This is a genomic window from Aliiglaciecola sp. NS0011-25 (assembly GCF_040370605.1).
In the GTDB taxonomy this organism is placed as follows: Bacteria; Pseudomonadota; Gammaproteobacteria; order Enterobacterales; family Alteromonadaceae; genus Aliiglaciecola; species Aliiglaciecola lipolytica_A.
In genome coordinates this window covers 140,096-154,819 of record NZ_BAABWR010000001.1, presented here as the reverse complement: position 1 = coordinate 154,819, position 14,724 = coordinate 140,096, and the positions used below count along the sequence as shown (strand labels likewise).

The window sequence follows — 14,724 nt, the reverse complement described above, 5'->3', positions numbered from 1 at the left end:
AGTAAAACTAATTACCTGAAGACTGTATTGTCTCATCAAACATGAGTTCTTGCTGAGCAGTCGCTTCGGGTTGTTTCTTCTTTACCTTTTTAGTCGCAGTGTATCGACCTGGAATGTGGTTTACTGCGATTAAAATATTTAACGTAACTGCGCCTAAAACTGACAATACAACGATATTGAATTCAAACATCAACAGCGATGACAACAGAATAATACAATCAGCCACTAAACCAATGTGACCCGCTCGAAGATTAAATTTATTTTGCAGATAAAGAGCTAAAATTCCCAGCCCACCTAGGCTTGATTTATGTCTAAACATGATCAACATGCCAATACCGATGAGCATGCCGCCTACAGTTGCCGCAAACACTGGGTTAAGATCAGAAATGACAATAAAGTGATCCATATATTCTGTCATTAGCGACACCAAAGTTACCGAGATAAAGGTATTGACGGTGAAACGTTTACTGAGCTTTGTCCATGCTAAAAAATAAAAAGGGATGTTGACGACAAAGAACACAACACCAAAACTAAAGGGTACAAAATGTGTTCCTATGATTGCGATTCCCGCACTACCACCCGTTAAAATTCCCTGAGTTCCGAAAAATACAACGCCTAAGGATACGAATATACCTGCACTGAAAAGTGCCAAAACATCTTCGTAGAATCGGTGTGTAGGGAATGGCATAGCTGATGTTTTTCCTTTTCTCAATGGGGGGTCTGGAATTTGCCGCAAGTGTACCGCAATTAGCTCAGCTTAAAAGCTTGAAGAGATTATGATGCGGTGGAATTTTGACCGTTTAAGTATCGCTTTCTTTACGACTCTTTACACTAGGGTAAACGGACTGTATATAAGATGTAACTATGCATTGGCAAACGCTAATAATGTCCCAGAATTACAATTTTTTGTCCCAATTTTAATACTTTGCTTGTCCCAAAATTATAAGTTCATGTCCCAAAATTATAAATTGGTGCTCCAATTCTCATGGTGTCGCTTAAGTAAAATACATGGATAAATACGACTAAGTGCTTTTCCATCTTTGGAAAATATCGTTTCTTTTCAAAAATTGCGTATCAAAGGTATTTTATAGGTATGTAAGCACTAACTTTTTAGTGCTTCATTTATCTAAAAGGTGCAGCTAAATTACCTATATTAAACCCTAAGTTAACTGGCAGCACCTAGCAGCGTTAATCTGAATATTCATCATCAAATATTTCTTCAATGGGCATACTAAAAAGCCTCGCAGCTTTAAACGCCAAAGGTAAACTGGGATCAAATTTACCTTTCTCAATAGCATTTATAGTCTGCCTAGATACATCTAATGCGTCGGCTAAATCAGCTTGTGTCCAGTCACGCTCAGCCCGCAATACTTTTAGGCGATTTTTCACATGTATCTCCTATAACCAATGCCCACTGCAATGCCGTAACTTATCCCCATGACAAATAAAATATTAGACGGGTTAGGTTCGTGAGCGACTAGGCGTGTCGCTTCTAACAATCCGTACAGGGCTCCAAAGACCATACTTACACCCAATGAGATTGCCATCGCCTCCAATTGTATCTTCCTTTGCATTTCATCCATACAGATTAAATGTTGTTTATTTGCGATTATCATTTTGAATCCAAATCCAAGGTTGATGAAAATAGCAATAAGCGTGAAAGTAGAAGCATAATCCCAAAAAAATTTGGGGCCAAATGCTACTAACGCCAAGCTTAATACCCAACAAGATGTCCAAACGAAAAGTTGCTTTGTCGCTGATTTCCCACGTAGTTTAATATTTTGAGAGTCGTTTTTTATGGTATTCATATGTATGCCTCATTTGATATATAGTAAATAACACTTTACTTTTAGACAAGCTTAGGTGTCCTTTATGCAAAAGTCAAGCATGCTTTACAAAATGTTTGGCATTATTGATATTTATCGGCGCGCAGCACACTCTTAAACTAAGTTGCGCGCTCTTTGCCTGCAACAAATGAGACTTTATATTTTATAAAGTTTTTCCTGCGCTGCACTAAAGTACTATAGCCAATTAACATTTCATTAACTAAAAATAGAAGCTCTACTAACTCACGAGTTCTAACTATGAAAATTTATTTTACGTTGTTCGTAATGTTAATGTCGTTTGCCACTTTTAATACATTTGCAAGCAGTTGCAAAGATGCTGTTGTGCTAGTGCATGGAAATACTGCGTCTCCGGATAGCTGGGACAATACCTATGATCTGTTGCTCGATGCTGGTTATTCATCGTCAGAAATATTTCGCCCAGATTGGGGATCAAAATCCTGTGCAGTTTGTAATAATCACTCTGGGAGTGAAGAAACACCAGTGAATCAAGCCATCACCAATGCCATAGCAAGTTCTTGTACGGGGAAAATTGATGTTATTGGCCATTCCATGGGAGTCACATTAGCAGCTCAACAGATTTCTAAATTAACGGTATCGAGCAGTGTAGATACATTTGTTGGTATTGCAGGAGCTGTGCGTGGACTTTGGTCATGCGGCGTTTATCCATTTAATGTTTGGAATTCTACTTGCGGATATTATGGGTTGTCGGTGCAAAGTCCGTTTTTGGATAGTATTTACGGCGCGCCATTAGCCAGTAAAGTGTATTCAATTAAAAGCAATATAGATCAAATCGTGTGTAGCACAGGTGTTTGTTCTGTGGGGGGCGTTCATAGCAGCAGTATTTGGAATGAAGACGCAAGTTATACCTATGTGTTAGGGCATTTTGGATTACAAACTGATACGGCTAATCAACAAGTAAACTTGATTCAGTAATTGAGTTTGTACAATTCCAACAAACCAAAGGGTTGAAGTGACATAAAAAAAACACCTAATGGGCCGAACCCATTAGGTGTTTTTTAATCAATACTAAGGTTTGTTTATTAGGGTGTTAAACCCGTTCAAACACAGTAGCTATACCTTGACCAAGGCCAATACACATAGTGGCTAGACCAACAGACTTGTCGTTAGCTTCCATTAGATTAAGCAAGGTTGTGGAAATACGTGAACCGGAGCAACCAAGAGGGTGACCTAGTGCGATTGCACCACCATTAAGGTTAACTTTGTCTTCGTAAGTATCGATCCAACCCAACTGTTTAATACATGACAGTGCTTGGGCTGCAAAGGCTTCATTAAATTCAGCCAATTCAATATCGTCCATGGTCATACCGGCACGCTGAAGTGCTTTTTTGGTTGCCGGAACTGGACCAAAGCCCATAATCGCTGCATCACAGCCAGCTACTGCCATCGAACGAATTTTAGCTCTAGGTGTTAAACCAAGGGCTTTAGCGCGTTCGGCAGACATAAGTAACATCGCAGAGGCCCCATCCGATATCGCTGATGAAGTACCAGCTGTAACGGTTCCATTTACGGGATCAAATACCGGGCGAAGTGCCGCCATAGTTTCGATAGTGGAATCTGGACGAATCACTTCATCAGCCTCAATGAGTTTCAATACTCCATTAGCGTCATGGCCTTCAGTTGCCACAATTTCATTCCAGCGACCTTCTAAGTGCGCTTTATGTGCTAACTGATGCGAACGAGCACCAAAGGCATCTTGCATTTCACGGGTAATGCCGTTTTGTCTACCTAGTAATTCAGCTGTCATACCCATGTTGCCAGATGCTTTGGCAGTATATTTGGCTAAGCCAGGGTGAAAATCTAGGTTGAAGTTCATGGGTACATGACCCATGTGTTCAACACCACCAATCATGTATACATCGCCCATGCCAGTCATGATACCTTTAGCGGCATCGTGAAGAGCTTGCATCGATGAACCACATAAACGGTTTACTGTCACAGCAGCCGTTGTGCGTGGTATTTGGGTCAATAGTTGCGCGTTACGAGCAACGTTAAAACCTTGTTCTTTGGTTTGCTGTACGCATCCCCAAATGATGTCTTCAATTTCACTTGGGTCAACACCAGGGTTGCGCTCCAATAATTTCGTCATCAAATGAGCAGATAAAGTTTCTGCTCTTACGTTACGGAAAATACCGCCTTTAGAACGACCCATAGGGGTACGAATGCAATCAATAACAACAACGTCTTTCATGTTAAGTCTCCTTGGGTCAGTTTAGGCTGAAAGTTGAAAGTAAGATTTACCAGAAGCGGCCATTTCGCGAACGCCGTCAGTGATTTGGTAAATCGGCCCTAAATGCGCGTATTTATCCGCTAAGGCAACAAAATTACTCAATCCCATTGTTTCAATGTAGCGGAACACGCCACCTCTAAACGGTGGGAAGCCCAAGCCGTAAAGTAGTGCCATATCAGCCTCAGCTGCACTGCCTACTATGCCTTCTTCTAGACAACGAATCATTTCATTGGCCATTGGAATCATTAAGCGCGCAATGATCTCATCTTTGTCGAAGTCTTTTGTTTCGGCACAAATAGGTTTGATTAACTCATAGGCTTCTGGTGCTGCTGTTTTACTAGGGCGACCACGTTTATCTACGCCAAAGTTATAGAAACCTTTGCCGTTCTTTTGCCCAAGTCGCTCAGCTTTATACATAACAGTGACTGGATCATCGCCAATTTTCTGCATACGTTCAGGTATACCGTCTGACATCACACTTGAGGCGTGGTCAGCAGTGTCCATACCAACAACGTCCAACAAATATGCTGGACCCATTGGCCAACCGAAGATTTTTTCCATTACTTTATCAACGGCAACAAAATCAGCCCCATCGAGGACAATTTTGCTGAAACCTGCGAAGTACGGGAATAAAACACGATTGACTAAAAATCCTGGACAATCATTAACCACAATGGGTGTTTTACCCATTTTTAGAGTGGCAGCTACAACTGTATTAATGGTTTCTTCAGAGGTTTTTTCGCCACGAATGATCTCAACCAATGGCATTTTGTGCACTGGATTAAAGAAATGCATGCCACAAAAGCGTTCAGGCTTGTCTAAGCTCTTGGCTAATTGGTTGATGGAAATTGTTGAAGTGTTAGAACAAATGATCGCATCGTCTGCTACTGCTTGCTCTGTTTCTTTCAATACAATGCCTTTGATCTTAGGGTTCTCAACAACGGCTTCTATTACCAAGTCCACGTCTTTAATGGCTGAGTATTCTAGTGTAGGCACGATATTGTTTAAGGTTGAGGCCATCTTGGCAGCATCGACTTTGCCACGTTGCATACCTTTACCTAAGATTTTGGCTGCTTCATTTAAGCCTAGATCCAGTGCCGGTTGGGCGATGTCTTTCATGATCACAGGCGTGCCTTTAACTGCAGATTGGTAAGCTATTCCGCCACCCATGATACCTGCACCTAATACCGCTGTTCGTTTAATTTCTTTAGTAGAAGCTTTTGCTTGTTTTTTGCCTTTACTTTTTACTAACTGATCGGCAAGGAAAATTCCAACTTGTGCTTTTGCTTCATCAGATTTTGCTAACTGAGTGAAACCTTCATTTTCAAGCTTCAACGCACCTTCGCGGTCAAGGCCTGCGGCTTTAGTTACCGTATCAACCATCATATGAGGTGCAGGATAATGTTTCCCTGCTTGGGCGGCGACCATAGCTTTAGCCGTTGAGAAGCTCATTAGGGCTTCATTTTTACCAAGTGTAAGTGGTGCTTTCTTTTGAGCTCGTCGTGCTTGCCAGTCAAATTTGCCAGCAATCGCATCTAATAAAATGCTTTTACCTGCTTCAATTAAATGCTCTGGTGCCACTACGCTATCAACAGCTCCCTCAGCTAAGGCTTTCGCTGCTTTTCTGTCGCGACCTGTGGTCATCCATTCAAGGGCGTTATCTGAGCCTATCAGACGTGGCAGGCGAACCGTGCCACCAAAACCCGGCATTAACCCTAATTTTACTTCTGGTAAACCTATGCTGGCTGTGGTGTCGGCAACACGTAAGTCACAAGCTAACGTCATTTCACAACCGCCACCTAGTGCGAAACCATTTATTGCTGCGACTGTAGGGAAAGGTAAATCTTCAAATCGATCAAATACTTGAGAAGTTTTAGCTACCCAATCAAGCACTTTTTCTTGGGGCATATCAAATAAACTAGTAAATTCGGTGATGTCTGCACCAACGATAAAAGTAGATTTGGCTGAACGAACTAGAAGACCTTTAATATCACTATTTTTAGCTAATGCTTGGGTTGCTTGATCTAATTCATTTACGGTTTGCTGGTCAAACTTGTTCACAGAACCTTGTGCATCAAACACCAGTTCTGCGAGGCCATTTTCCAGTAATTTCGCGCAAAGGCTTTTGCCTTCAAAAATCATCGTTATCTCCTTCAGTTTAAGGCAGAATAAATGGCTTTCGTTAAGTAGAATAAATCGTCTAAAATACTTAAAGCCATTTAGTAGGGTTTTTAAATCTAATTATAATTGTGTAATTTATTGCACTTAAGCAGTAAATTGTTGTCGAAGATCTAGTTATTCTCAACTCTAATCTGAGCTCATAATAACATGTGGTCGGATCTCTATTATTCAATTTATTTATGTATTAATATTTTTTGAACAAAGCATGTTAGTACTTGCCATGCTTTGTACAGGTAATTTATTGTTCGGAGTTATGACAACTGTTATGAACTATTTTTTCCGAAATGTCTTTTTAGTGCTCGCCGTTTTTTGGGTTTTCAGCACTCACCTGCAAGCACAAACGTCGGCGTCTGCCGTTGACGATGCTTTAGCGCATCAACGAAACGTGTTTAAAGCGCTAGAAAATATGGTGGCCAAACCTAACTCTGCGGAATATCGCCGTTTAAGGGAACAATTAAAAGGCTATCCGTTAGAACCTTACATTGAGCAGCAAACTCTCAAAGCCCATCCATATTTAGCTAATCAAGACAAAATAGATACTTTTTTAGCCCAATATGAAGGTTCTCCTTTAGACCGATCGTTGCGTTATAAATGGTTAACTTATTTAAAAAATAAAAATTATGCTGATTTATACATGCAGTATTTTCGACCCACCTCGAATGTGGAGCTCACCTGTCAGTATTTAACGTATCAATTAGCCGATCCTGCGAATCGTGAAAGCGTATTTAAAAAAGCATCTGAACTTTGGGTAGTGGGTAAATCACAGCCAAATGAATGTGATAAGGTTTTTGCTGCTTGGACGCAAGCTGGTTTTAGAACCCAAGAACGGGTTTTGAAGCGGTTGGCGTTGGCTGGAAATGGCGGTAGTCATACCCTGATTCCTTACTTAAAGACGCTGTTACCGGTTGAACAGCAATATTTAGCTGACTTGTGGTTACGGGTCCGTCGCTCGCCCAACTATGTTAGCCATTTATCTAAATTCCCTAAAAAACACCCAGAATTAGAACTGGATATTATTCAGTATGGTTTAGGACGCCTAATTTGGCGAGATGAAGAACTTGCGATTAAAACTTGGCAATCGGTACTCAAAAAATTCGATGTTGAGCAAAGTCGGCAGTATGATCTTGCTGGCAAATTTGCGGTGGCTTTAGCGATTTCTGAACATCAAAAAGCCGATGAGTGGCTCGAAAAAGCCAGCCGTGAAAATGCCGACGAACAGTTATTTCGCTGGCACTTAGCGCACGTGTTGAAAACCGGAAATTGGCAACATGCATTGGAAGTGATAGAACAGATGCCGGAAAAAAATAGCACTGAACTGAGTGCTAGATATTGGCAGGCCCGAGCTTTGGAAAAAATGAATGCCCTTGAAAGTGCGAATCAAAATTACCAATGGTTGGCAAAGCAACGCCATTATTACGGTTTTTTAGCTAGTGGTAAGTTAGCGCAAACACCGCAAATTATAGATCGTCCGTTGGAATTTGATAAACAAACCTTAAACCATATTGCCAATATGGATTCGGCGAAACGGGCTTACGAGTTTCTTCAATTGGAACGCTTTACTTCTGCACGTCGAGAATGGTTTCATCTGCAATCGCAGCTAAATCAACAGCAAAAACTGGTATCTGCGGTTTTAGCCGATAGTTGGGGCTGGCATGACCGGGCCATTTATGGTTTTTCTAATACCGGGTATTTAGATGATATTAAACGACGTTTTCCAATGGCCTATCGCGAGGAGTTAGTTAATCATTCTGAGGCCAATCAAGTTGATCCTGCTTGGGCGTTTGCCGTTGCCCGCAGAGAAAGTTCGTTTATGGCAGACGCGAACTCCAGTGCTGGCGCAAAAGGACTGATGCAACTATTACCTGGTACGGCTCGTTATTTGGCAAAAAAACAACTCAAAACCAACGTGCTTTTTGATCCTGATATTAACGCCGGCTATGGCACTCAGTATTTACGTTACTTAATGGACAAAATGGATAATAATCCGGTGCTTGCCACAGCGTCTTACAATGCTGGCTGGCGACGAGTGCAGAAATGGATCCCCAAAGATCACAGTGTAGATATGGATGTTTGGATTGAAACCATACCTTATAAAGAAACCCGCAACTATGTGAAAGCAGTTTTAGCTTATCAGCAAATTTATGCAATGCAGTTAGGTAAAAAGTCACCATTATTCAATGAACTAGCGAATATGCAACTGGGTGGGCAAACGTTATAAATGTGTAAATTGATTTACATTTTAGAGATTAACTTTCGCCGCCTTTGTTGACCAGTTCCCTTTGGTATATGTTAATCTAGCTGCATTGAATCTAATCTATATGAAGTCCGATAAATACTATGCATACACTTTCTGAATTATATCCCAGCCACATTATTGAAATGCAAAAGCGAACTAAAGAAGCTTTGCTGCGTGAGGGCATAGATGGCTTGATTATCCACTCTGGTCAAAGCAAGCGAATGTTTTTGGATGATAATCATTACCCATTTCATGTTAACCCTCAATTTAAAGCTTGGGTGCCGATAATTGATAATCCAAACTGTTGGTTGGTCGTAAATGGTGTTGATAAGCCCAAGTTGATTTTTTATCGACCTAAAGATTTCTGGCATAAGGTGCCGCCAGAACCTACTGACTTTTGGGCGTCTGAATTTGATATAGTGTTATTGACTCAGGCGGATGCCGTAGAAAAACATCTGCCGTACGACAAGAAGAAGTATGCTTACATTGGGGAGTATTTAGAGGTCGCCAGAGCGTTAGGCTTTGATATGGTAAACCCTGATAGAGTCTTACATTATTTACATTATTATCGTGCTTATAAAACAGATTATGAATTGCTGTGTATGCGTGAGGCAAATCAATTAGCAGTTAAAGGACATTTAGCTGCTGAACAGGCGTTTAGAGCTGGCATGTCTGAGTTTAATATTAATCAAGCTTACTTAAAGGCGGTGAAGCAAGGCGACAATCAAGTGCCATATAACAACATAGTCGCGCTAAATGAAAACGCCGCGATATTGCATTATATGGAGCAAGAAACCGCTGCCCCCACTAAATCTCGTTCATTTTTAATTGATGCGGGTGCAAGTTTCCATGGGTACGCTGCAGATATTACACGTACTTACAGTCAGCAAGATGATCGTTTTGCCGAGTTAGTCGCTGCAATGGATGAGGTTACTCTCAAATTGGTTGACCTATTAAAGCCAGGTGTGGCTTATACTGAAGTGCACTTAGCTGCCCACAAGTACATTGCTGAGTTGTTGAACCGTTTTAATATTGTTAACTTGTCTGCAGACGATATTTTGCAAAATGGCATAACCAAGACCTTTTTCCCCCACGGTATTGGCCACTTTTTGGGGTTACAAGTTCATGATGTAGCTGGACATGTAGCGGATGATCGCGGTACGCCTAATCCTCCTCCTGAAACGCATCCATTCCTACGTACTACTCGTATTATCGAATCAAGACAAGTCTTCACAATTGAACCTGGTTTATATTTCATAGATAGCTTGTTGGCAGATTTACGTGCTACTGAACAGTCCAAATACCTAAATTGGGATGTGATTGATGCTTTTAGACCCTTCGGTGGAATTCGTATTGAGGACAATATAATTGTGCATCGCGACCGGAATGAAAATATGACCAGAGAAATGGGCTTAAATTAGTCTTTAAATCTTTGTTAGAGCAAACGCCGCTATTGTTAAGCGGCGCGTTCTACAGATATATTTGCCAAACCAATAAGTGCTTTTTTGTAATCTGAATCAGGCAATGGCGCTAAGGCTTCAATTGCTTGATTAGCTGCTTGCAGCGCTTTTTGTTTGGTGTAAACCAATGAACCAGTTTGTTCCATGGCGGCTAGAATCTCGTCTAGACTTTCCATGCCGTTGTTTAGTTCAATTGCTTCTTTGATAAGGGCTTTTTGTTTCTCATTACCGTTCCACATAGCATAAAGCAGAGGTAAAGTGGGTTTGCCTTCTGCCAAATCATCCCCTACATTTTTACCCATTTCGTCGCTATCAGCGGCATAATCAAGAATATCATCAACTAACTGGAATGCTGTGCCTAAGTAGCGCCCGTAATCTTGCATAGCTTGCTCAATTTCAGGCGTTTGATCGGTGATCACGGCAGCTAAAAGAGTAGCAGCTTCAAATAAGCGTGCAGTTTTACTATAAATGACTTCCATGTAGCTTTCTTCACTGGTGTTGGGATCATTGCAATTCATCAATTGCATGACTTCACCTTCAGCGATAACATTTGTCGCAGATGAAAGAATCTCCATCACTCGCATACGCTTTAAGTCGACCATCATTTGAAATGAACGGGTGTACAAAAAGTCACCTACCAACACACTGGCTTGATTGCCAAAAAGTTCGTTCGCTGTTTCTCTTCCTCTTCGCATCGTGGACTCATCTACTACATCGTCGTGTAATAGAGTCGCAGTATGAATAAATTCAATAATCGCTGCTAGTGTGTGATGCTGCTGGTTTTCAATGCCTACTGCACGGGCGGCAAGCACCGTAATAAGTGGACGTATTCTTTTACCGCCACTGTTAACAATGTAGAATCCCAATTGATTTATTAATGCCACATCTGAATTCACTTGGGATTGGATTAAGGCGTTAACAGCTTGCATGTCAGGATCAGCAAGACGGCGTATGTTATTTAAGTCCATTATTAATTAATTGGCTCATTTTTACGGTATGTTAATATGCGTGCAATTCTACATAAAAACACAGATCTATCTAGTCAAGTAACCGAATATTATGGCTGTTCACGGAAAAAGCTGAGCTTTTACCAAAATAATTACGATTTAGGCTTGCTACGATAGTTCAGTTCACGTACAATTCGCGCCCTGTTTTTGAATTGTAGCGCCGTGGGCGCAGAGCGGAGTTAAATATGTACGCGGTTTTCCAAAGTGGTGGTAAACAACACCGTGTGGCCGAAGGCCAAACCGTTCGTCTTGAGAAAATCGAAGTCGCACCGGGTGAAGCGGTTGAGTTCGATAATGTCTTGATGGTTAGTAATGGTGATGATGTAAAAATTGGTATGCCTTATGTTGATGGCGGCAAAGTAACTGCTGAAGTAGTTTCTCATGGTCGTGGTGACAAGATTAAAATTGTCAAATTCCGTCGTCGTAAGCATTCTCGTAAGACCCAAGGTCATCGTCAGTGGTTCACGGAAGTGAAAATCACTGGTATAAACGCTTAATAGGAGTACGAACTAATGGCACATAAAAAGGCGGGTGGTAGTACTAATAACGGTCGTGACTCAGAAAGTAAACGTTTAGGTGTTAAGCGTTTCGGTGGCGAGTCAGTATTAGCTGGTAATATCATTGTTCGTCAGCGTGGAACTCGTTTCCACCCTGGAGATAATATGGGTATCGGTAAAGACCACACTCTTTTCGCATTGTCTGATGGCAAAGTTGAATTTGGTGTTAAAGGTCCTAAGAACCGCAAATATGTAAGCATCGTTGCAGAGTAAGACGAGCTAACAAGTAAATTGAAAAAGCCCCGCTCTTGCGGGGCTTTTTATTGCTAGAGAAAAAAGTTGGGGCGGAGTAATATATTACTTGGCCCGTGTAAGCTTAATTGAGGTGTGAGATGAAATTTGTAGATGAAGCTGAAATACGTGTTGAAGCTGGAGACGGCGGCAATGGCGTTATCGGTTTTCGCCGCGAAAAATACGTTCCTAGGGGTGGCCCTGATGGAGGCGATGGTGGTGATGGCGGCAGCGTTTATCTGGTAGCAGATGAAAACCTTAACACCTTAATTGATTTTCGCTTTGAACGTTTTCACCGTGCTGAACGTGGCAAAAATGGCCAAGGCAGTGATTGTACAGGGCGTGCAGGCGAAGACTTAGAGCTTAAAGTACCCGTAGGTACCAGAGCCACCGATAAAGATACTGGTGAGGCTTTAGGTGACTTGACCAAACACGGTATGCGTTTGAAAGTGGCGCAAGGCGGTTTCCATGGCCTTGGTAATGCGCGTTTTAAAAGTAGTACCAACCGTGCCCCAAGACAAAAATCTAACGGTTCTCCAGGAGAGATTCGTTGGTTAAGTCTAGAATTGATGTTGCTTGCCGATGTTGGTTTATTAGGGTTACCTAATGCCGGTAAATCGACCTTTATTCGTTCGGTATCGTCTGCAAAACCTAAAGTTGCTGATTACCCTTTTACTACTCTTGTACCTAATTTGGGGGTAGTAAGACAGGATTCTCAACGTAGCTTCGTGATAGCGGATATTCCTGGATTAATCGAGGGAGCTGCAGATGGAGCTGGCTTAGGCATACGCTTTTTGAAACACCTAGAGCGTTGTCGGGTACTGTTACATTTGATTGATTTATTACCCGCTGATGAATCTGATCCGGTTGAAAATGCCAAAGCAATTATTGCTGAATTAGACAAATACAGTCCTAAATTGGCGGCTAAACCACGTTGGTTAGTCTTCAATAAGATCGATTTGTTGCTCGAAGAAGAAGCCAAAGAAATCTGCGATAAGATCATTGAAGCATTAGATTGGGATGGCCCAAGTTTCCAAATCTCAGCATTCCAGAAGAAAAACACCGACGAAGTTTGTCGCGAAGTCATGAATTACTTAGATACACTGCCAAATGAAATGGATAGTTTGGAAGAGTCTGAGGAAGAAGTTAACTTCAAATGGGATGCGTACCACAGTCAGACACAACAAGGTGATCACTTTGAAGATGATGAAGATGATGATGATGATGATTTTGATGACGACGATGACGATTACGATGTAGAAGTGGTTTACACTAGAGAGTAGATTTTTTTAATCGACTAAGCTAGGTAATTGACACTGAGCGCCTGAAGTATTTTCAGGCGTTTTTGTTTCTGTTGTTTCTGTTAAGAGTTCAGCATAGCTGCGCTTTAGCAAATCATCATCTGGAAATTTGTCTAAGGCATATTCCATCAGTTGCCGCGTTTGTACAGGGCATCCTTGATTGGCAAGAGAGTAAGCGTAATTGTTTAGGTAAGCACCCTGATCTTTACCATACTGCCAACCTTTGAAAAACCATTGATTAGCCTGTTGATAATCGAACTCGGCGAAATGATTAGCAAGCAAAAAGTAGCCTAGCCATTGTTCAGGCCACTGTTTAGTCGCAGCAACTAAGTTTGTTAAACCTGCTTCCACTTGGCCGGTTTGTAGCATGTCAAACGCTGCACTAGTGTATTTAAATGCGTCCAAATTATTATGGGTTAATCCCGCAGGTAAGGGCATCAAATACCAATAATTCCCCCTTTGCCATAGGCGCTCAAAAAGCTCAAATGACATAGTATGGCTTTCGGTGACCCCTGTGTGGAGCTGAATAGTTTGACTATCGAGATCATATCCAGTGACCAATGCATAATGCCACATAGGCAACCAAGAAATTGATTGGTTTTGAAAAACGATGACAGGCACATCATGCTCAATTGAATAAAGTAATTGTTCCAAATTTCCGCGTCCAGAATAGGCTAAATAGCCATACTGCCGAGCAGCTGAAACCATTTCCAATTGCAAGCTGCCTTCTTTTTCAGGAATAAATAGCTTAGGCGCAATATCTTCAGCGGAGACTTGCTCTCCATAATAGGTGAACACCTCCGATAAGGTTGTTGGCCCACAGTAAAATTCTTGCTGAGGATAAAAAGGAACGTCATCGAGATTCTTTTGACTCGGTATATCCGTTGGCGCAGACGCCTGCAAGGCGTCCGCTTGTGGCGTCGATTGACATCCGGTTAGCCAGAAAGCGCCAACCAATAGCAGCCACTGCACAACCAAGGTGATATTTTTCATCCGGTAAATATTATGTTAGCTGTTGATTGGACGAATGAACGGATAAACATCGGTAATTCCCAACACATCTAATACCGCAATAACCACAAGCACAGTCACAATAGTTCCTACAATACCACCTGCTGGAGCTTCGTTAAGCTGGGCATTCAGTTGATTAATTTCACTGTCCGTCATTGCATTAATTCTGGCTAGCGCGTCTTTTTTTTCAACGCCTAAATCGACGAGTTTATTCTGCACTTCTTCTCGATCAAACATAGAAATAATTTGTTGTTTGTTATATTGAGTTGATTGAGTTTGCATTACGCTTGAAGAGCTAATTGCTTCGGCATGAACCAAACCGCTGAAAAGCGTTAACGCCATTATGTTTGCAATCAATAGTTTTGTGAGTTTCATAATTACTTCCTTCAAATGGTTTATAAGAATCACGATATCTATGTCAGTAAAGCAAAAACTGAACCAAAATTGGAAAATGCTGGTATAGCATAGACTGCAGGTGGCTTAGGGGCTTTTAGATTAAAAAACTACAGAGAGTTGTTCTGAAAATTTTACCTAAGTTGTAACTATTACACGACACATTTAGATATTTAAAAGTGTTAGAATGAAGCAAGTTAACACAACCAATGCGCTACGCATTTTTTAAATTTGTATTGTTTAAAGGCTGTA

The 14,724-nt window shown here is 41.4% G+C and carries 14 protein-coding genes; 6 read left to right on the top strand and 8 right to left on the bottom strand.

Annotated features, from left to right (window positions below):
- Positions 1–7 precede the first annotated feature (7 nt).
- The 3 genes from ABWV72_RS00730 to ABWV72_RS00720 all read right to left on the bottom strand — a co-directional run bounded on the left by ABWV72_RS00730 (position 8) and on the right by ABWV72_RS00720 (position 1,808).
- Positions 8–688, bottom strand: a complete 681-nt coding sequence (locus tag ABWV72_RS00730; protein WP_216049075.1) for a YitT family protein — start codon at positions 686–688, stop codon at positions 8–10.
- 500 nt (positions 689–1,188) lie between these two features.
- Entirely contained in the window at positions 1,189–1,389 is a 201-nt protein-coding gene (locus ABWV72_RS00725; protein WP_216049074.1) for a helix-turn-helix transcriptional regulator, read from the bottom strand.
- Positions 1,386–1,808: a DUF2178 domain-containing protein gene (locus tag ABWV72_RS00720; RefSeq protein WP_353368338.1), complete on the bottom strand. Its 423-nt coding sequence runs from the start codon at positions 1,806–1,808 to the stop codon at positions 1,386–1,388. Before ABWV72_RS00720 ends, ABWV72_RS00725 begins: the two co-directional genes overlap by 4 nt.
- A 276-nt stretch (positions 1,809–2,084) precedes the next feature.
- On the opposite strand from ABWV72_RS00720, the gene ABWV72_RS00715 reads away from it, so the two are divergent.
- A complete protein-coding gene (locus ABWV72_RS00715) occupies positions 2,085–2,780 on the top strand; it encodes an esterase/lipase family protein (RefSeq protein WP_353368337.1) in 696 nt (231 codons plus the stop codon).
- Between the two features lie 115 nt (positions 2,781–2,895).
- Here ABWV72_RS00715 and fadA read toward each other — a convergent pair whose 3' ends face one another.
- Positions 2,896–4,056 (bottom strand): acetyl-CoA C-acyltransferase FadA, encoded by a 1,161-nt coding sequence (gene fadA / locus ABWV72_RS00710; protein WP_216049071.1) that lies wholly within the window; start codon positions 4,054–4,056, stop codon positions 2,896–2,898.
- A 21-nt stretch (positions 4,057–4,077) separates the two neighbouring features.
- Positions 4,078–6,237 carry a fatty acid oxidation complex subunit alpha FadB gene (fadB, locus tag ABWV72_RS00705; protein WP_353368336.1) on the bottom strand — a complete coding sequence of 720 codons (2,160 nt, stop codon included), beginning with the start codon at positions 6,235–6,237 and terminating at the stop codon, positions 4,078–4,080.
- A gap of 292 nt (positions 6,238–6,529) precedes the next feature.
- Between fadB and ABWV72_RS00700 the strand changes: the two genes are divergently transcribed.
- Both ABWV72_RS00700 and pepQ read left to right on the top strand, forming a co-directional pair.
- Positions 6,530–8,494, top strand: coding sequence for a lytic transglycosylase domain-containing protein (locus tag ABWV72_RS00700; RefSeq protein ID WP_353368335.1), 1,965 nt, complete (start codon positions 6,530–6,532; stop codon positions 8,492–8,494).
- 119 nt (positions 8,495–8,613) lie between these two features.
- Positions 8,614–9,933, top strand: a complete 1,320-nt coding sequence (gene pepQ, locus ABWV72_RS00695) for a Xaa-Pro dipeptidase (protein WP_353368334.1) — start codon at positions 8,614–8,616, stop codon at positions 9,931–9,933.
- 35 nt (positions 9,934–9,968) lie between these two features.
- Here pepQ and ispB read toward each other — a convergent pair whose 3' ends face one another.
- The gene (gene ispB / locus ABWV72_RS00690; protein ID WP_216049067.1) at positions 9,969–10,940 is read right to left on the bottom strand and encodes an octaprenyl diphosphate synthase; all 972 of its coding nucleotides are present in this window, start codon (positions 10,938–10,940) and stop codon (positions 9,969–9,971) included.
- A 224-nt stretch (positions 10,941–11,164) separates the two neighbouring features.
- Here ispB and rplU point away from each other — a divergent pair, with 224 nt between their 5' ends.
- The 3 genes from rplU to cgtA all read left to right on the top strand — a co-directional run bounded on the left by rplU (position 11,165) and on the right by cgtA (position 13,050).
- Positions 11,165–11,476, top strand: coding sequence for a 50S ribosomal protein L21 (gene rplU / locus ABWV72_RS00685; protein ID WP_216049066.1), 312 nt, complete (start codon positions 11,165–11,167; stop codon positions 11,474–11,476).
- A gap of 15 nt (positions 11,477–11,491) precedes the next feature.
- On the top strand, positions 11,492–11,749 hold the full coding sequence (rpmA, locus tag ABWV72_RS00680) for a 50S ribosomal protein L27 (RefSeq protein WP_216049065.1): 258 nt from the start codon (positions 11,492–11,494) through the stop codon (positions 11,747–11,749).
- Positions 11,750–11,868: 119 nt separating this feature from the next.
- Positions 11,869–13,050, top strand: a complete 1,182-nt coding sequence (gene cgtA / locus ABWV72_RS00675; protein ID WP_353368333.1) for an Obg family GTPase CgtA — start codon at positions 11,869–11,871, stop codon at positions 13,048–13,050.
- Positions 13,051–13,056: 6 nt separating this feature from the next.
- Here the strand turns inward: cgtA and ABWV72_RS00670 are convergent, their stop codons facing one another.
- Together ABWV72_RS00670 and ABWV72_RS00665 are read right to left on the bottom strand one after the other, a co-directional pair.
- Positions 13,057–14,061, bottom strand: coding sequence for a PA2778 family cysteine peptidase (locus tag ABWV72_RS00670; protein WP_353368332.1), 1,005 nt, complete (start codon positions 14,059–14,061; stop codon positions 13,057–13,059).
- A gap of 15 nt (positions 14,062–14,076) precedes the next feature.
- Positions 14,077–14,454 carry a PA2779 family protein gene (locus tag ABWV72_RS00665; RefSeq protein ID WP_342805337.1) on the bottom strand — a complete coding sequence of 126 codons (378 nt, stop codon included), beginning with the start codon at positions 14,452–14,454 and terminating at the stop codon, positions 14,077–14,079.
- Positions 14,455–14,724: the final 270 nt, after the last annotated feature.